Raw genomic sequence first — 17,197 nt, 5'->3', positions numbered from 1 at the left:
AGGATGAATGAAAAGAACTTTCCCTGAGGTGATATGATGTTAAATTTACAATTAAAATTAGAGGCATGGATAAATGATGTTAATCGGGAGGATGGTCTCACCCTCCAAACATTTGAGAAGATTCTAGATGTTATGTTTTTTCTTATTAAATGGGCTGGTATCCCGTTTGTTGTTTATTTACTATTTGAAATTTCGAGGTGGTAGTTTCTTTCTTAGACGTGACTCTTGCCATCGTTACTGACAAGACTTTCTAATTTCCTAAGAATCACACGCATTACTTGATAATATTCCTGATCCTGAAACATTTCATATAAAATCCGGTAATCATTAAATATGTCCAATAAGTTGTCAATTAATTCCTTTTTTTCCTTTTTGCGTTCAATTTCTTCGAATTCTGCTTTTCTAATAATGTTCTGGACTTTTGGATTATCGACTGCCTTTTCCTGCTTATTCACTAAGTATAGGAGACCCAGTTTTTGAATAAATGTGTCAGCATTTTCAGCATCTGCAACAAGTGTCAATTCTTCTTCACCAGCTTCAAGCCATTCACCATCACTTACCCTTGATAGCTCATAAATGACATCTTCCCAGGCATCTTCTTTATAGCGCCAAATTTCTGTACGGAAGCCTACAACTTTAAACAAGTCTGCACCATAACCGCTTACTTGAACTAAATCGCCGAAGAAAAAACTATATTCGATGTCAATTTGTTCTTGTTCCATTACAACGCCATCGAATTCTGATAGTAATTGTAAGGCGGATTCAATGAATAATCCGTCACTTTTGTTTACTTCATATACATACTTCCCGTCTAGCCACTTTACATCTGTTACCTTGCCAACTGTTCCATAGATTGTAATCACGACCGTATCACCGATCTTATACTTCGGTTTTTTTCTATTTCCCATTTCCTCCCATCCTCTCAATAATAAGTCGTGAATTTTGATTACAATAGTATATGCGCCGTTTAAATAAAAGCGCATGTGAATTGTAAAATGAAAAAATCGCCTCATTTCTGAGACGATCACATTGTTCTATATTTTGCTTTCAGTAATCAAATATTGCTGCCATGCCTCATCAAAAACGGACATTGATTCTAAGTATTGACCATTCAGTTCTAGATAAGAACTTAACTCATGATAGTCCTCGGAAGTTTTCGGAAAACTATGATCTAAATAGGCATGATTGGCAAAGTCACTAATAGCATCCTTTGGAGCAGGATGCCTATATTTCATTAAAAAATGATAAAATGATTTAATCATATATAAACGCCTTCCTCATCCAGATTCACTCTATATGTATTTCTTATGAAATACTATAACGGATACTAAGGTAAGCGTCCAGCGTTTAGAAATACCATAAAGCATAAAAGCAGCCTACAATTGAGGCTGCTTTTATTATGATGAAAAGTCAAAGTAATTTTTCTTTAATAACCTTGGAACCGCCATTAACTCTTCGAAGCTGACCACTTTTCCAATCAGTTTACAATCAATTAAATACAACTGATTCTCTATTTCTTTTACAATTGGTTCGCTTTGATAAATCATTGCACAATCAGTGCAGGAAAAGGTGGGGGTTTCCGAGATTTCAATCGCTCGCGTCCCATCTGGAAGCTCCCAAAAAACTGAAGTGGTTATTCTTTCTACATTTGTGCTTGAACACCATTCACATACGGTTTCCAATTACACTCCTCCTATTCCTTCAACGTCTCGGCTGATGTTCCATCCGTTTTTGTTTCCTGACTACCTGCTTCTTTTTGAGACAATGCTTTAAATTTCTTATCCTTTAATTCATCCCGTTTGCTGCGCTTATCCTTTAACGTCGTGTGTGCCGGGTCTTGGTAATAATCCTTACGGCGATTTAACCTTGTTAATCCCTCTGGAACAAGGTTAAAGTGTTGATCATTCATAATACCTGAGATTCCTGTAAGAGACCTTTTCGCTTCCATATCAGGGTAAACCTCTTGAAAATAACCCTCTGCCCTTCCAGGCACATAATTTTCTGGCTCTGGGTATGAGGTGATTACGCCTTCAAAATTCCGAAGGACCACTTTCTCTGGACTTTGCGAGATCAAGTAATTCGGCTGAAGGGCAATTTTACCCCCTCCACCTGGTGCATCGACGACAAAGGTCGGTACGGCATAGCCAGAAGTATGTCCGCGAAGCCCCTCGATAATTTCAAGTCCTTTGGAAACAGGTGCCCTGAAATGACCAATCCCTTCAGATAAGTCACATTGATAAATGTAGTAAGGCCGGACGCGAATTTTGACAAGATCATGCATTAGTTTTTTCATGATTGGCACACTGTCATTGATTCCTGCAAGGATCACAGATTGGTTACCAACTGGAACACCGGCATTGGCAAGCATTTCGCAAGCCCTTTTTGAGTCCTCGGTAATTTCGATCGAAGTATTAAAATGAGTGTTCAGCCAAATTGGATGATATTTTTTCAAGATATTACAAAGGTTTTCGGTAATTCGCTGCGGGAACACAACAGGTGCTCTTGTCCCAATCCGGATAATTTCAACATGATCAATTTCCCTCAGGTTTTTAAGGATATATTCCAAAATATTATCATTAATCAGCAGGCCGTCCCCGCCAGAAATTAATACATCTCTTACCTGAGGGGTTTGCCTGATATATGAAATAGCTGCATCAAGCTGCTTCTTCGGAACACCCATGCCTATTTGCCCTGAAAAACGTCGCCTTGTACAGTAGCGGCAATACATCGAACACTGATTGGTAACAAGAAAGAGGACCCGGTCTGGATAGCGGTGCGTTAACCCAGGGACAGGTGAATCTTCATCCTCATATAATGGGTCCTCCAGATCATATTTAGTTTTATAAATCTCCTTCGAAATAGGCACAGACTGCATTCTGATCGGACAACGTGGATCATCAGGGTTCATTAAGGAAGCATAATATGGTGTAATATTTAAGGGGATGGTTTTTGTAGAAATTCTTACACCCTCCTCTTCATCTGGAGTTAAATGGATCACCTTTTTTAAATCATCTAACGTACGGATCGTATTCGTTAGTTGCCAAAGCCAATCGTTCCACTGCACTGAAGTAACATCTTTCCAAAGTTCTATATCTTTCCAATCCCTTAGTGGTTTATATAAAAATTGTTTCACTGTAAGTTCCTCCCATCTTGCTTCACTAAAATAATATGCAAGATATGTGCCAATGTCATAAAAAGGCTTAGAACTTACTCTTTTAGTTTTTTGCAAAAAAAAAAGCCGAAAACTCGGCAGCTTAGTCTATTATTTTTTTCAGTTTATATTGTAAGGTTTGCCTAGGAATCTCTAAAAGCTTCGCTGCTTGGTTAATGTTCCCTTCAGATAATTCAAGGGCATTCAAAATTAGATCCTTCTCTAATGTTTCAATATTTTTCCTTAATGATAGACTTTCCATTTCTACATTATTAGTTGTGGTTGTGCTTGGAAGATGTCTTAACATGTTTGGTAAATCGTTATACTTCAACTGCTTTTCTTCACACACATTCATCATGTATTCAATCGTATGTTTCAGTTCCCTTACGTTACCAGGCCATGGATAATTCATAAAGAATAGCTCAAGCTTCTTCTCATATCCGCTAATATTTTTATAGAGTTTTTGATTAAATTCCTTGATAAAATGATCTGCTAAAAAAAGAATATCTTCTTTTCTTTCTCTTAAAGGGATGAGCGAAAAGGTAAATACATTTAATCGGTAGTAAAGGTCCGCACGAAGCGTTTGCTCTTGAAGGGCCTTGCTTGGATTGACATTCATGGCTGCAATTACGCGCACATTCACAGAAACACTATGCGAACTTCCCACTCTTCTTACCATTCCATCCTCCAAAACCCGTAATAACTTCGCTTGAAGTTCTATTGGCATCGTATGTAATTCATCAAGGAATAGCGTTCCGCCATCTGCAAATTCAAATAACCCTTTGCGGTCCAATGCCCCCGTATAGCTTCCTTTAGCCGTGCCAAACAGGATACTTTCTAACAGTGTTTCAGGGATGGCAGCACAATTTTGAGCAATAAACGGTTCAGATGAGCGAAGGGATTCATGATGCACTCCTTGAACAAATAATTCTTTCCCTGTTCCAGACTCGCCGTAGACGAGAATAGGGGAATCCGATTTCGCCAGTTTCTTAGCCTCATTTTTGATGCTCTGAAAGGGTGGATTAACCGTCAATAGATCGTTTAATGTATAGTTTACTTGCCTGTTTACCTTCTTTTTACTGCTTTTCTTTAAACCCTTTTGTAAATCTAATAGTCGTTCAGCAAGTAGTTTCATTCGGGAATAATCTTTCGCTATTTCAACCGCGCCAATAATTTCTTCCCCGAGAAAGATTGGCAGGGTTGTATTGATGGTATCAATTCTTGTCCCATGCAAATTCATATAAACCTGTGTTTGGTTGTAGATCGGCTTTCCCGTTTTAACTACTTTTAGCAAAGTACTGGACTCTTCCGTTAGGGAGGGAAATGCGTCAATTAAATGCTTTCCCTGCACTTCCTTCATTTCCATCCCATCGTGCTTTGCTGCCACTTCATTATAAAAAATTGTCTTTCCCTCAGTATTGACCACATGAATTCCTTCATCAATCCCTTTTAGTATGGCTGTCAGAACTTCTTGCGTTAAAGCGGTTAACTGAACCATTTGATTCACCTGCCCATCCTTCCAATTTAACAAGGTGCCGAAAAATTGGCACGGTAAGCCGAAATTTTAGCAGTTTGCCAGATTCTTTACCCACATATTCATATTTTCAAGCTTGTCATAGATAAAGCAATTATTCATCAGCCTGCCCCGATACGAATATCCCAGCTGAAATAAAACAGCATTCATCCCAAAGGATAACGATCTAGCAATCGAATAGGCACAAAAGATTCCCTTCCTTTTCAACTCACCTTCAAGTTCCTGAAGAATAATTTTCATAAGCCCATATTTCCGATGTTCAGATAATGTTGCACAATCCGTTAATTCTGCATTTTTATAAAAAGAATTCACTTCGGCTGAAGCTGCACTGACTATTTTTCCTTGAAGGAAAAAAGCGTAATAGATGGTCCCATCCTTGATGGTCTTTTTTATATATTCCGGTTTATGCAAAGGGGTTGGGTAAATTTGAAACACTTGCCTGTATAGTACCGCAAGTTCCACAGCACTGCTCTCGTCGACCTTTCGTAATTCATATTCCTTTGGTGGATATCCTTTCTGAATGGACGTATCTAATTGATATATACTATTGACCATCCCGTCTTCGGTCACCCAATGATCATTTTTCTTCCGGTCTGGCGTGTAATACTTTGAAAAAAAATGGGCATCTGAGCCAAGAAAATAGCGATCAACAACAGCCTCTGGCTGAAGACCCTTTTCCAAGAAACTAAGAAAGTCTTCACTTCTGACTTTGACAATTAACTTTTCAGCCTTGTGCTTTGCTGCGAGCTCTTCCGCTCGCTCAATTAGCAATTTTGTATTTCCACGATAATCATCCACACGAATACGTTTATTAAATGGATCAAGATATATTTCAAGGAAATAGCCGTTTTCCTCTAGAAAAATAGTGGATGCCGTTTGATTCATCGAGTTCACCCCATCGGTAAATGATAATTTCTCTAGCATTCTCAAAAAAATGTCTGGCCTAGATTAGCCAGACATTCCCACTAGGTCGGTATAAATCAATTATAGCAATTCTTTTGATCAATAAATGGAAAAAATCTGATGTCTACTCTGCCGCCTCACACCATTTTAATAAAGTAAGGGCAATAATCTCACTTGCGATAAACATATCTTCGAGAACAATATGCTCATTGGCGTCATGTGCTGTTTCTGTTATCCCAGGTCCGAAAATGACCACGGGAGTATTACCAATATTAGAAAGGATACCGCCGTCTGTTCCCCAAGGGCTTGCCTCGATGATAGGACTACTACCCTTTACTTCTATAAAACTCTTTGTCAATTCATTCATTAATGGATGGTCATTTTCAAGACTTCCTGGCAGCCACCTGCCGCCAAACCATTCTATCTTAAGAGGATTTTCCCTGAGCCACTCATCATTTTCACTTATTTCTCTCAAGCAAGCTTCCATTTCAAGTTGTGCTGATTGAATCGTTTCTTCCGGAGAAACTCCCATTCTCCCCTCAATAGTTGCGGTGTCAGGCACCGAAGAAGGCCATTCGCCGCTTGAAAGCTTTCCGATATTAATTGGAATAGGAATGGGGATTTTTTCAAAGAGAGGGTCAGTAATCCTAGCATTTCTATCGTTCTCTAACTGTTGTAATCTTTGAATGACTACTAGTGCTTTTTCAATTGCGCTTACACCTTTATACCTGGTTCCTCCATGGGCTGCTCTGCCTTTTACGGTAATTCTGAACCACATTGAGCCCTGCTGCTTCGGGAATATCTTCAAATTGGTCGGTTCTGGAATAATTGCCCCATCCGCATGGTAACCTCTAAGAACGGCTGCTAGGGTACCAGCTCCGCCGCTTTCTTCTTCAATGACACTTTGAAAAATAACATCCCCTTTTAGTTTAATACCATTTGCAATTAAGGACTCAATCGCCATTATCAGGGCAGCATTCCCACCCTTCATATCCGTCGCGCCTCTTCCATAAAGCTTGCCACACTCAATAGTCCCGCTAAATGGGTCATGTTTCCAGCTTAATTCATCCCCAACTGGGACCACGTCAATATGACCATTTAAAATCATCGATTTGCCGCCGCCTGTACCTTTTAACACAGCTACTAGGTTAGGATTCCCGCCGAAGTTCTGACGGTCACAACAATAAGCAGAGTGGGATTTTAATTCATCACCACCGATTTCCCAAATATCGAGTGTTAATCCTAACTGTCTGCATTTTTCAATTATAATCGCCTGGGTACTACTTTCGTTTCCCCGAGTGCTGTTTTCTCGGACGAGAATTTGTAAAAGTCTTGCCCCTCGCGCTCGATTCTCTTTTATCCATTGTTTTATGCGCATTTCATTATTGTCCAAACAATTCACTCCTTTTAGAAATGATTCAGCTTAATACGGAATCATACGAACAGTTTCCCGTATCTTAAATTCGCACCCGGTTTTGTTGACAACAGTTTCTAAACTGTAGGGCGCAAACAATTCTGTTAATAGTAAACCTTCTTCAGATACACTGAAAACAGCTAGATCAGTGATAATTAAATCGACACAGGCTGATGATGTTAATGGTAACGTGCATGATGTGACAATTTTGGGTCTACCTTGTTTATCACAATGATTCATGACAACAATGACTTTCTTAGCTTTTTGAGCAAGTTCCATCGCTCCGCCCATCCCTGGAACCTTCTTTCCTGGGACTATCCAGTTAGCAAGGTCGCCCTTTTTACTGACCTCTAGCGATCCTAAAATCGTTATATCCACTCTGCCCCGGCGAATCATTCCAAAAGAGATTCCACTATCACAATAAGATCCGCCCTTGTTTAGCGTGACTGGAAAACCTCCTGCATTACATAAGTTTTCATCTTCTTCTCCCTTTACTGGGGTAGGTCCCATGCCGGTAATGCCGTTTTCAGCGTGAAACATCACATTTGTCTCGGTTGATAGATGGTTCGGAACGAGCGATGGAATCCCAATTCCAAGGTTGACAACCATTCCCGTTTGAATTTCCTCTGCAGCCCTTTTAGCCATTTGATTTCTCATATCTACTGCCATGCCCATTTCCAATTCACCCCCTTAGATGGAATGACATAATCTACAAACACTCCTGGCGTAATGATGGCATCGGGGTCAAGACTACCAAGCGGGACAATTTCCTCTACTTCTGCTATCGTGATATCCCCTGCCATAGCAACGAGCGGATTTGTATTGCGGGCACTTTTGTCATAAATTAAATTCCCATACTCATCTGCCTTTTTCGCATAAACAATCGACACCTCAGCCGTTAAAGCTGTTTCAACAAGAAACTTCTTATCTCCTAGAGTAAAAAATGGTTTGTTTTTCGTAACCATTTCATTGTCTGTACCGATATCTGACAATATCGCTGGCAGGCCAACACCTCCCGCACGTATTCTTTCTGCTAATATTCCCTGCGGTGAAAACTCTACCTCCAGCTTTCCCTCATGCATGAACTGTCCAGCAAAGGGATTGGAGCCAATATGAGAAGCAATTACTTTCGCTGCCCTTTGTTGACTGACTAATTTCCCTATGCCAATTTGCGGGAATCCCGTGTCGTTCCCAATCAAAGTAATATTACGAACTCCTTTTTCAAGAATACCTTCGATTAATGCCGGTGGAGAGCCGACCCCGCCAAACCCGCCAAACATCAATGTCATTCCGTCATGAAAATATTCCATAACAGCTGCTAAGGTTGTAATTTTTCTGAATGGATTTTCCATTTACATCACCCCTTCCCTTCATTCAATTGGTTAGAAAGATCTTCAAATGTTTCTTTTAATAAGTGGACCAATTCCTCCATTTCTTTTTGAGTGATAGTAAGAGGAGGAGAAATAATAATAGAGTCTCCGTTTATCCCATCAATGCCAGCACCAGCTGGATAAACAAGCAGTCCTTTTTCCTTTGCAAGAGCTACAATCCTTTGTGTAATCTGGGCGTTTCTAGGGTAGGGTGTTTTGGATTCTACTTGTTGGACAAACTCTATTCCCAGTAACAGCCCTTTGCCGCGGATATCACCAATAAACGTGAAAAGTGGTTTTAATCCTTCAAGTTGTGCTCTTAAATAGGCACCTTTACTTTCAACCTCCTGCATAATATTGTTTTGTTCTAAATATTCGAGAACAGCTAAGGCAGTTGCACAAGCCTGTGGATTGGCACTTAAGGTATGTCCGCTCATGACCACCTTTGTTCCTGCCATTATCGGCTCGATGACTTTTTCGGTTGCAATAGCAGCTGCAATCGGTGCGTAGCCTGCACCCATCCCTTTTCCTAATGCGACAATATCAGGATTGATTCCCCACTGTTCACTCGCAAGCATTGTGCCAGTCCTGCCACACCCAGTCATGACTTCATCAGCGATAAAAAGAATGTCATAATCCTCACAGATTTTCTTTATGACCTTGTAGTAATCTTTTGGCGGGGCAATTGCTCCGCCTGCAGCTCCGATGACGGGTTCTGCGATAAAAGCGGCGATTTGTTCGGCGCCAATCCGCTTAATAGCTGTTTCTAATTCATGGGCACATAAATAGCCACAGTTAGGTGCCTCGAGGTTATAAGGGCAACGGTAGCAATACGGGGGATTAATGACAGGGAAATCCTCTAAAAGTGGAACAAATCTTGCTCTCCTCCCTGTATGACCTGACATCGAAAGCGCACCTAGGGTAATCCCGTGGTAGCTTACCCATCTTGATAAAACCTTGGTTTTCGTTTGAACACCCTTTTCCTGCCAATATTGAATCGCCATTTTCATGGCCGTTTCAGTTGCTTCAGAACCGCTGTTAACGAAAAAACACCAATTGAGATCTCCTGACAGCATGTTTGCAATTTTTTTCGCTAAATTTTCAGCAGCTTCACTCGTAAATTGTGATCGATACACAAACGAAACTTTTTTTGCTTGTTCATCCATTGCTTCAATAATCTCTGTTACACCATGACCAATATTGGCAGTTACAGCGCCGGAAGCAGCATCTAAATACCTTTTTCCATCCATATCAAATAAATAAATTCCTTTGCCGTAGTCAATCACAGGGTAAATGTCATCGAGTATTGGCTTTATTAGAAACGAATGATCCATATGGAAACACTTCCTTATTAAATTAGGCAGGCCTTATAGAAATTGTATGAACTTTTACTTTTCAAGATGATTAATATAAAATTACTTTTAGAATTACAGAAGGAAAGGATCCTATGAACACAATAAAAAAAATAAAGTTAAAAACGAAAGATATTTCAACCATTCAATTAATCGTTATTTTTTATTTATCCGCATTAATCGTTTCTACTCTTTTATTAAAAATCCCAATGGCTCACCGTCCAAATGTTTCGCTAAGTTTTATTGATGCGATGTTTACCTCTGCTAGTGCGATCAGTGTAACCGGTTTAAGTGTCATTTCAATTAAGGATACCTTTAGTAACTTTGGAATCTTTCTCTTATGCTTAATTCTGCAATTGGGAGGCTTAGGGGTTATGTCCTTAAGTACATTCCTATGGATTATGCTGGGTAAAAAAGTAGGCTTAAAAGAAAGACAACTGATTATGATTGATCAAAATCAATCCAACTTGGCTGGTTTGGTCCAGCTGGCAAAACGGATCCTGATTATCTTTATTTCGTTTGAATTTGTGGGGGGAATTATCTTAGGGATTCGCTTTTTAAACTATTTCGAAAGCCCATTGTCTGCTTTTAAACATGGATTTTTTTCATCCATCAGCGCCACTACCAATGCGGGATTCGATCTGACGGATGCGTCACTCAGTCCATATAGTGAGGATTATTTTGTTCAGACGATAATAATTTTGTTGATGATTGTTGGGGCAATTGGCTTTCCCGTGATGGTTGAGGTTTTTGAATTCTTTTTAAACCTAAATCGAAGGAAGAAATTTCATTTCACCTTATATACTAAGTTAACCACGATAACGTTTGTCCTCCTTACCATAGTAGGTGCATTTTTGATTTACTGTTTTGATAGTCAACACTTTTTTTCTGATAAAAATTGGCATGAATCCTTTTTCTACTCTTTATTTAATTCCGTAACAACTAAAAGTGCTGGATTAGCAACAATGGATATCAATGATTTTACTCCGAGTAACCAACTTTTCCTGTCGATATTAATGTTTATTGGCGGTTCACCGAGTAGTGCGAGCGGGGGCATACGAACCACCACGTTTGCCATCGTTATTTTAGCGATCATATTTTACGCACAAGGAAAAAGCTCGATCAAAATCTTTAGACGTGAACTGCTAAGTGAGGATGTCCTTAAATCATTTATCGTGATCGCGACCGGAGCATTTTTATGTTTGTTCTCCATTTTAATCCTATCGATTACAGAACATGGCACTGTGATAGAGGTTATTTTCGAAGTATCTTCTGCTTTTGGCACCAATGGATTATCATTGGGCTTAACACCACGACTTACTACCTTTGGACAAATACTCATCATTATCCTGATGTTTATTGGAAGAGTAGGCATTGTTACCTGTTTACTTATCTTAAGAGGCAAAGGCAGCAAGGAAAAGTTCAACTACCCGAAAGAAAAAGTAACGATTGGGTAAGGCATTAAGTGGAGGAGTAAAAATCCCCCTCATGATGCAGTTCATGCGGACAGCTATCTGAAGAATTAGGCCTTTCTTGTCCTCATGGGGCCTTCATGCGGACAAATAAAAAAAGTATTTGCAAGTTTCGCACACTCCAAAAAAAATAACCCGCAAAAATTTGCGGGTTAGACAAGAATGGTTTCCTGTGTTCGTTCAGTTTTTGCTTTTTTTATAATGTCTCGAGCAATCCAGACGCCGCATGCACTTGCTTGTGCAAGACCACGGGTAATCCCCGCTCCATCGCCACCGACATAAAGTCCGCTGATTTCCGATTCAAAACGGTCGTTTAAGCGTGGTCGCGCCGAATAGAACTTAGCCTCAACACCGTAGAACAAGGTATGCTCTGAAGCAAGTCCTGGTGTCACCTGATTCAACGCCTCGGTCATTTCTATTAAGCTTTTTAATGTATTATAGGGAAGAACTAACCCAAGATCACCGGGGACAGCCTCTTTTAATGTCGGCTCAAGGAAACCTTCCTTAACCCTTTTTGCAGTAGATCTTCTGCCCTTTAAAATATCTCCGTATTTTTGGACGATTAGTCCGCCATTTGAAAGGCTGTTTGCTAAGCGGGAAATTTCATGTGCATACTCATTCGGCTTATCAAATGGATCTGAAAACGTATGGGAAACAAGTAAGGCAAAGTTTGTGTTCGGACTGCCAAGTTTCGGATCTTTATAGGCATGTCCGTTGGCAAGCATAATCCCGGAATGATTTTCAACCACCACATGCCCAGATGGGTTACTGCAAAATGTTCGTACAGTTGTCCCAACCGATGTATTAAAAATAAATTTCCCTTCATACAAATGCTCATTGATTTCCTGCATGACAATATTGGATGTTTCAACACGAACACCTATATCTACTTGGTTACTTATCATGTGTAATCTGCGCGATTTTAAGATACCAGAAAGCCATTTAGAGCCATCTCGGCCTGGTGTAATGACCACCTTATCCGCATAAATATTTTGGTCCCCTTTTAGATTAATTCCTTTCACCACAAGCCCATCTGTTGTTTTTTCAGTTATTAAATCCACAACTTCTGTTTTATAAGACATTTCAATCTTTGTCTTTAAGTATTCGTAGATACTTTTCATGATTTCAAGATTTTGTTCAGTCCCTAGATGGCGTACCTGTGCACGTAACAACTTTAATCCAGCAGCATAACCGCGGCGTTCGATGTTTTTTACTTCATCTGTTAATGGGTCAGTAATGCTCGTGGTTGCACCATGCTGTAAGTTGATTTCATCAACATAACGAATTAACTCAACTACCTGAGAATCCGGAAGATAATCTGTCATCCAGCCGCCAAATTCACTTGTGATATTAAACTTTCCGTCCGAATAAGCACCTGCTCCACCAAAACCATTTGTAATCGAACATGCAGGAAGACACCCAGCAAATTCTTTTCTCCCAGCTGCCGGTGGACATTTCTCAATTTTCTTTTGTAAAATCGGGCAATTTCTCCGATAAATATCATGTCCTTTATCCACTAATAGAACCTTTGCGTTCGGCATTTTTAGTGTCAGTTCATAGCAGGCAAATATCCCTGCAGGGCCAGCACCCACTACTATCACATCATATCTCGTATCCATTGTCCAATTACCTCCAAAGTCATTTTACTCAACATTTGTAAATATATCAGACTATTTTTGTCTCGTCAACAATAAATACGAACTATTTATCAAAAAAATATTCCATCGTTCGGATTTCACTCGTTTGTCAGAAAATTATATAAAATAGAAACGGCTGACTCGTTTTGAGTCAGCCTTTATTTCATAATTTAATAGCCCCAGCTTGCCCCGATAATGATTAATAAGATAAACAGGACAACAATTAACGCAAATCCACTGCCGATTCCGCAACCTCCTACAGGGTATGCAGGGTAACCACAACCACCATGTCCGTAATACATACACTTCACTCCTCACGAAATTGTTTCTTAACACTGTTACTTTATGTAGTAGGTACTTGACCCGTATGTGCATTCGCCTATATTATGTAATACAATGATAAAAATTGTAGGTGAAACGATGAAATCCATTTTGAAAAACTTTATTAACGGTATTTTAACAATTGTTCCTATCATCCTTGTGATCTATGTCATTTACAAAACGTTTCTATTCTTAGACGGTTTACTAGGTAACACACTGAAGCCTTATTTAAAGGAAGATTATATCCCTGGGATTGGCTTACTAACAACCATCATTTTAATTACTGTTTTAGGCTGGCTATCTACGAAATATATATCGGGGAAAATCATCCGCTTGATCGATATTCTTCTAGACAAGATTCCAGTTGTCAAAACCATCTATTCTGTTATTAAAGACACCGTCCAATCCTTTCTTGGCGAGAAAAAATCTTTCTCTAAGGTCGCCCTGGTTGTTATCCCAGGAACAGAAATGCGCAGCCTGGGGTTTATTACTTCTGAACAATTAGAGGAATTTTATTCTCCTCTAAAGGACCATGTGGCTGTCTATATCCCGCAAACATTCCAGGTGGCCGGGTTTACCTTTCTTATACCAAAGGAACAAGTAGAAATTATCGACGTCAAACCCGAGGAAGCAATGAAATTTGTCTTATCGGGCGGAATGACTTCAAGCTCAAAACAAAAGGTAAAATAAAAAAGCCGCAATCGCGGCTTTTTATTTTTCTCCGAAAAGTTTCGTGAATTCCTCGTATCCTTCCTTTTCGAGTTCATCTTTTGGAATAAATCGTAACGCAGCAGAGTTGATACAATAACGCAATCCAGTTGGGTCTGGTCCGTCATTAAAGACGTGACCTAAATGGGAATCGGCTGATTTACTCCTTACTTCTGTCCGAGTCATATAATGACTGAAATCAGCTTTTTCAATCACTTCTTCGTCTTGAATCGGTTTAGTGAAGCTTGGCCAGCCGCAGCCGGCATCGAATTTATCCAACGAACTAAACAGCGGCTTCCCAGAAACAAGATCTACATAAATCCCCTCTCTCGTTTCATTCCAATATTCATTTCGAAACGGGGGTTCTGTGCCATTATTTTGTGTGACTTCATACTGGATCGGTGTTAATTCCTTTGTTAACTGTTCTACATCCTTATTTTTCATTTTTCTCCCCCCAATGACTTTGAATAAAGCCGGCGCGACCCGAGCCTACATGATAGGATTCATAATGGGTCCGATTTTTCTTATAGTACTGTTGATGATATTCTTCAGCCGGATAAAAGGTCTGTGCTGGCAAGATTGGTGTAACAATCGGTTTGTGAAAACGGCCGCTTTCTTGTAGTTCTTGCTTGGATTGTTCGGCAAGCCTTTTTTGTGTGCCATCATGGTAGAAAATTGCCGTTTGATACGATTGCCCTCGATCATAGAATTGGCCGCCCGGGTCGGTTGGGTCAATTTGCTGCCAAAATAACTCCAATAGTTTTTCATAAGGAAAAATCTCTGGATCATAGGTGATTTGGACGGCTTCAAAATGGCCCGTAGTATCCGTACAAACTTGTTGATATGTCGGGTTTTCTACGGTTCCCCCTGTATAGCCTGAAATAACACTTTTAATTCCGGGCTGTTCATCAAATGGTTTCACCATACACCAAAAACAGCCGCCGGCAAACGTTGCAACTTGATTTGTTTTTTCCAAGTTCCCACACCCCTTTAACTTTATTTCACTTTGAGTATGAGTATACAGAATGTTTTAGGAAAAATAAAATCTCTTGACTGAAAGAAGGGCGGAGTCCTCTAAACGCTGGGCCTGGAGCTAGACAATAATAAAAGGCTAAACAAGTCACGGTCGACATCGACCTAACTTGTTCAGCCTTTCCTATTTTAATAGCTCTTTCGCTGCTTCATCTGTTTGTTTATATTTTTCCATTGTTTTTTAACTTCTGCTTGTGCACGTTTATCAGCTTTCCTTTCGATAAACGCCAACTCCTTTTGCAGCTTGTTGTAGCTTGCCAGCCGCTCAGCCGCAACCACTCCTTCTTCAATTGCCTTCACCACAGCACAGCCGGGCTCATTCTTATGCTGACAATCTCGGTAGCGACACTGGGTAGCTAATTCTTCAATTTCTGAAAAGGTCTCTGTTAAACCGTCTGAGCTTTCCCAAAGCTGCAGTTCCCTCATTCCTGGGGTATCAATCAAAACACTGCCATTCGGGAGAAGGATTAGTTCACGGTGGGTAGTTGTATGACGCCCTTTATCATCTGCCATTCGAATATCCTGAACTAGCTGTTTCTCCTCACCTAAGAGACGATTCGTTAAAGTCGATTTCCCAACCCCTGAAGAACCAAGCAAGGCAATTGTTTTTCCTGGCTTCAAGAAAGGTCCTAGTTCCTCAAATCCGGTCATCGTTTCGGCACTTACTGCAATAACTGGAACCCCACCAAAGCTAATCGCTTCAACCTCAGCCAGCATATTATCGAGATCCTGACAAAGGTCTGCCTTACTTAAAACAATAACTGGGTTTGCCCCACTTTCCCAAGCAAGCAAAAGGTAGCGTTCGATTCTTCTTAGATTCAAATCTTCATTCAGTGAATTTACGAGAAAGACAGTGTCGACATTGGTCGCAATGATTTGCTCTTGTGCGGTAAGACCAGCTGATTTTCTCGAGAACTTACTTTTTCGCGGCATGATGGCCAAAATGGTGCCTTTTCCTTCGTTACTCCTCGGCATTAGCGCAACCCAATCACCTACAGCTGGGAAGTCCTCTCTGTTAAGGGCATTGAAGCTAAACCTGCCCGATACCTCACATAATAATTCACCCTGTTCTGTCCACACCCTATACACTCGTTTGTGCTCGAGTGCCACACGGCCAAGAATCATCTCATCATTTGTATTTAATTTATGAAAATCATTTTTTACAGTTTCATTTAAACCCATTGCTTCTAAATTCATCTTTATTCCTCCAGCGAATCATTATTTTTTCATAATAAAAAACCATAGGCACACACAGCCCATGGTTTTATTCGCATAATGGAATATAGGGTACAAAGGGTCCCTAACAGGAAAATCTTTGGGCTGTGCAAACAACAATATTCAAATTACGGTTTGGAATCATCGATTCAATTGCCATTGCACTTCACCCACTTTCAATCATATTTGTTATCAGTATATGTGTAATATTCCCATTTGTAAATAAAAAATGAAAAATTTCCAAATTACTGCGATATAAGTTAGACACCTACCTATTTAAGCTTGAATAAATTATGGTGTAATCCATTAGATAGGAGTTGATAAAATGTCCGAGAAAAGAACTCATTCCGATTATCTTCAAAAAGCGGCGATGTATGAATTGTTAGCTCAATTTTATAAATACTCATTTCCAAACTTACACATGCAGTATTATTTAAAACATATAAAATACATGAATAAAGCGATGAACTTCATGCGTACCAATTCCCAACCAATACAATTACAAGCGAAGGTGCGTTTCCTTCACACCTCCCCAGATTCCCCGAACATTGATATTTATATAGACGGGAAACGAGTGATAAGGGACTTACCATTTAAAAAGGTAAGTATGATTCTGTCATTACCTGCTGGAAAACATCATATTGACATTTACCCAACGGGAAACATGGTGGACAGCGTTTTAAATAAAACGATTACTGTTGAACCTGGAAAATCCTATACACTTGCTGCAATTGACTCTGTTAAGAAATTGCGCCTGCTCGTGTTTCAGAATCAACCATCAGTACCAAGAAATGAATCGAAGGTTCGCTTTATCCACTTATCACCAGATACTTCGCCACTAGATATTGCAGTCAAAGACCGAGATGTGATTTTCCCAAATGTTTCTTATAAGCAGGCAACCCAATATTTAGGGTTAACACCGATGACAGTCGATTTGGAAGCAAGGGCAACTGGCAGTAAGACCATACTTCTACCCCTGCCGAAGGTTCAATTTATGGCGAATGAAAGCTACACAATTGTTTTTATTGGCTTAGCCAATGGTCAACCAGAATTCCAATTCATCACTATCAAGGAATAAAAAACAGGTG

18 protein-coding genes are annotated in these 17,197 nt (G+C 39.9%); 3 read left to right on the top strand and 15 right to left on the bottom strand.

Features of this window, described 5'->3' with window-relative positions; translation table 11 throughout:
* Window positions 1-212 precede the first annotated feature (212 nt).
* The 10 genes from J7E67_RS20910 to J7E67_RS20865 form a co-directional block, all read right to left on the bottom strand.
* Window positions 213-908, bottom strand: coding sequence for a hypothetical protein (locus tag J7E67_RS20910; protein WP_088088670.1), 696 nt, complete (start codon window positions 906-908; stop codon window positions 213-215).
* Window positions 909-1,034: 126 nt separating this feature from the next.
* Window positions 1,035-1,259, bottom strand: coding sequence for a YozE family protein (locus tag J7E67_RS20905; RefSeq protein WP_210427180.1), 225 nt, complete (start codon window positions 1,257-1,259; stop codon window positions 1,035-1,037).
* Between the two features lie 138 nt (window positions 1,260-1,397).
* Window positions 1,398-1,682: a YokU family protein gene (locus J7E67_RS20900; RefSeq protein ID WP_214712535.1), complete on the bottom strand. Its 285-nt coding sequence runs from the start codon at window positions 1,680-1,682 to the stop codon at window positions 1,398-1,400.
* An 11-nt stretch (window positions 1,683-1,693) separates the two neighbouring features.
* On the bottom strand, window positions 1,694-3,133 hold the full coding sequence (gene kamA / locus J7E67_RS20895; RefSeq protein ID WP_214732778.1) for a lysine 2,3-aminomutase: 1,440 nt from the start codon (window positions 3,131-3,133) through the stop codon (window positions 1,694-1,696).
* A gap of 121 nt (window positions 3,134-3,254) precedes the next feature.
* On the bottom strand, window positions 3,255-4,649 hold the full coding sequence (locus tag J7E67_RS20890) for a sigma-54 interaction domain-containing protein (protein WP_214712637.1): 1,395 nt from the start codon (window positions 4,647-4,649) through the stop codon (window positions 3,255-3,257).
* Between the two features lie 66 nt (window positions 4,650-4,715).
* Entirely contained in the window at window positions 4,716-5,570 is an 855-nt protein-coding gene (gene ablB, locus J7E67_RS20885; protein WP_214712532.1) for a putative beta-lysine N-acetyltransferase, read from the bottom strand.
* Window positions 5,571-5,712: 142 nt separating this feature from the next.
* Entirely contained in the window at window positions 5,713-6,966 is a 1,254-nt protein-coding gene (locus tag J7E67_RS20880) for a peptidase (protein WP_214712629.1), read from the bottom strand.
* Between the two features lie 45 nt (window positions 6,967-7,011).
* Complete coding sequence (locus J7E67_RS20875; protein WP_214712531.1) at window positions 7,012-7,677, bottom strand: 3-oxoacid CoA-transferase subunit B; 666 nt, start codon at window positions 7,675-7,677, stop codon at window positions 7,012-7,014.
* Window positions 7,662-8,354 (bottom strand): CoA transferase subunit A, encoded by a 693-nt coding sequence (locus J7E67_RS20870; protein ID WP_214712529.1) that lies wholly within the window; start codon window positions 8,352-8,354, stop codon window positions 7,662-7,664. Before J7E67_RS20870 ends, J7E67_RS20875 begins: the two co-directional genes overlap by 16 nt.
* A gap of 5 nt (window positions 8,355-8,359) precedes the next feature.
* Entirely contained in the window at window positions 8,360-9,706 is a 1,347-nt protein-coding gene (locus tag J7E67_RS20865; RefSeq protein WP_214712527.1) for an aspartate aminotransferase family protein, read from the bottom strand.
* A 122-nt stretch (window positions 9,707-9,828) separates the two neighbouring features.
* On the opposite strand from J7E67_RS20865, the gene J7E67_RS20860 reads away from it, so the two are divergent.
* Complete coding sequence (locus J7E67_RS20860) at window positions 9,829-11,181, top strand: TrkH family potassium uptake protein (protein ID WP_374102944.1); 1,353 nt, start codon at window positions 9,829-9,831, stop codon at window positions 11,179-11,181.
* A gap of 167 nt (window positions 11,182-11,348) precedes the next feature.
* On the opposite strand, the gene J7E67_RS20855 is transcribed toward J7E67_RS20860, so the two are convergent.
* Both J7E67_RS20855 and J7E67_RS20850 read right to left on the bottom strand, forming a co-directional pair.
* Window positions 11,349-12,815, bottom strand: a complete 1,467-nt coding sequence (locus J7E67_RS20855; RefSeq protein ID WP_214712524.1) for an NAD(P)/FAD-dependent oxidoreductase — start codon at window positions 12,813-12,815, stop codon at window positions 11,349-11,351.
* A gap of 188 nt (window positions 12,816-13,003) precedes the next feature.
* Window positions 13,004-13,135, bottom strand: a complete 132-nt coding sequence (locus J7E67_RS20850; protein ID WP_214712521.1) for a YjcZ family sporulation protein — start codon at window positions 13,133-13,135, stop codon at window positions 13,004-13,006.
* Window positions 13,136-13,253: 118 nt separating this feature from the next.
* Between J7E67_RS20850 and J7E67_RS20845 the strand changes: the two genes are divergently transcribed.
* Entirely contained in the window at window positions 13,254-13,844 is a 591-nt protein-coding gene (locus J7E67_RS20845) for a DUF502 domain-containing protein (protein ID WP_214712520.1), read from the top strand.
* A gap of 21 nt (window positions 13,845-13,865) precedes the next feature.
* Here the strand turns inward: J7E67_RS20845 and msrB are convergent, their stop codons facing one another.
* The 3 genes from msrB to rsgA all read right to left on the bottom strand — a co-directional run bounded on the left by msrB (window position 13,866) and on the right by rsgA (window position 16,091).
* On the bottom strand, window positions 13,866-14,306 hold the full coding sequence (gene msrB, locus J7E67_RS20840) for a peptide-methionine (R)-S-oxide reductase MsrB (protein WP_214712519.1): 441 nt from the start codon (window positions 14,304-14,306) through the stop codon (window positions 13,866-13,868).
* Complete coding sequence (msrA, locus tag J7E67_RS20835; RefSeq protein ID WP_374102943.1) at window positions 14,296-14,787, bottom strand: peptide-methionine (S)-S-oxide reductase MsrA; 492 nt, start codon at window positions 14,785-14,787, stop codon at window positions 14,296-14,298. Before msrA ends, msrB begins: the two co-directional genes overlap by 11 nt.
* Window positions 14,788-15,023: 236 nt before the next feature.
* A complete protein-coding gene (gene rsgA / locus J7E67_RS20830) occupies window positions 15,024-16,091 on the bottom strand; it encodes a ribosome small subunit-dependent GTPase A (protein ID WP_214712517.1) in 1,068 nt (355 codons plus the stop codon).
* 343 nt (window positions 16,092-16,434) lie between these two features.
* On the opposite strand from rsgA, the gene J7E67_RS20825 reads away from it, so the two are divergent.
* Window positions 16,435-17,187: a DUF4397 domain-containing protein gene (locus tag J7E67_RS20825; protein ID WP_214712516.1), complete on the top strand. Its 753-nt coding sequence runs from the start codon at window positions 16,435-16,437 to the stop codon at window positions 17,185-17,187.
* Window positions 17,188-17,197: the final 10 nt, after the last annotated feature.

The organism is Bacillus sp. ISL-46, assembly GCF_018613205.1.
This window is presented reverse-complemented; position numbering and strand designations above follow the sequence as displayed.

Excerpts from the sequence above, each read along its gene's own strand:
- J7E67_RS20850 (WP_214712521.1), bottom strand. The coding sequence starts at position 13,135 with ATGTATTACGGACATGGTGGTTGTGGTTACCCTGCATACCCTGTAGGA.
- msrA (WP_374102943.1), bottom strand. The coding sequence starts at position 14,787 with ATGGTGAAACCATTTGATGAACAGCCCGGAATTAAAAGTGTTATTTCA.
- J7E67_RS20825 (WP_214712516.1), top strand. The coding sequence starts at position 16,435 with ATGTCCGAGAAAAGAACTCATTCCGATTATCTTCAAAAAGCGGCGATG.
- J7E67_RS20875 (WP_214712531.1), bottom strand. The coding sequence starts at position 7,677 with ATGGGCATGGCAGTAGATATGAGAAATCAAATGGCTAAAAGGGCTGCA.
- msrB (WP_214712519.1), bottom strand. The coding sequence starts at position 14,306 with ATGAAAAATAAGGATGTAGAACAGTTAACAAAGGAATTAACACCGATC.
- ablB (WP_214712532.1), bottom strand. The coding sequence starts at position 5,570 with ATGAATCAAACGGCATCCACTATTTTTCTAGAGGAAAACGGCTATTTC.
- J7E67_RS20845 (WP_214712520.1), top strand. The coding sequence starts at position 13,254 with ATGAAATCCATTTTGAAAAACTTTATTAACGGTATTTTAACAATTGTT.
- J7E67_RS20880 (WP_214712629.1), bottom strand. The coding sequence starts at position 6,966 with ATGCGCATAAAACAATGGATAAAAGAGAATCGAGCGCGAGGGGCAAGA.
- J7E67_RS20910 (WP_088088670.1), bottom strand. The coding sequence starts at position 908 with ATGGGAAATAGAAAAAAACCGAAGTATAAGATCGGTGATACGGTCGTG.
- J7E67_RS20870 (WP_214712529.1), bottom strand. The coding sequence starts at position 8,354 with ATGGAAAATCCATTCAGAAAAATTACAACCTTAGCAGCTGTTATGGAA.
- J7E67_RS20890 (WP_214712637.1), bottom strand. The coding sequence starts at position 4,649 with ATGGTTCAGTTAACCGCTTTAACGCAAGAAGTTCTGACAGCCATACTA.
- J7E67_RS20865 (WP_214712527.1), bottom strand. The coding sequence starts at position 9,706 with ATGGATCATTCGTTTCTAATAAAGCCAATACTCGATGACATTTACCCT.
- rsgA (WP_214712517.1), bottom strand. The coding sequence starts at position 16,091 with ATGAATTTAGAAGCAATGGGTTTAAATGAAACTGTAAAAAATGATTTT.
- J7E67_RS20855 (WP_214712524.1), bottom strand. The coding sequence starts at position 12,815 with ATGGATACGAGATATGATGTGATAGTAGTGGGTGCTGGCCCTGCAGGG.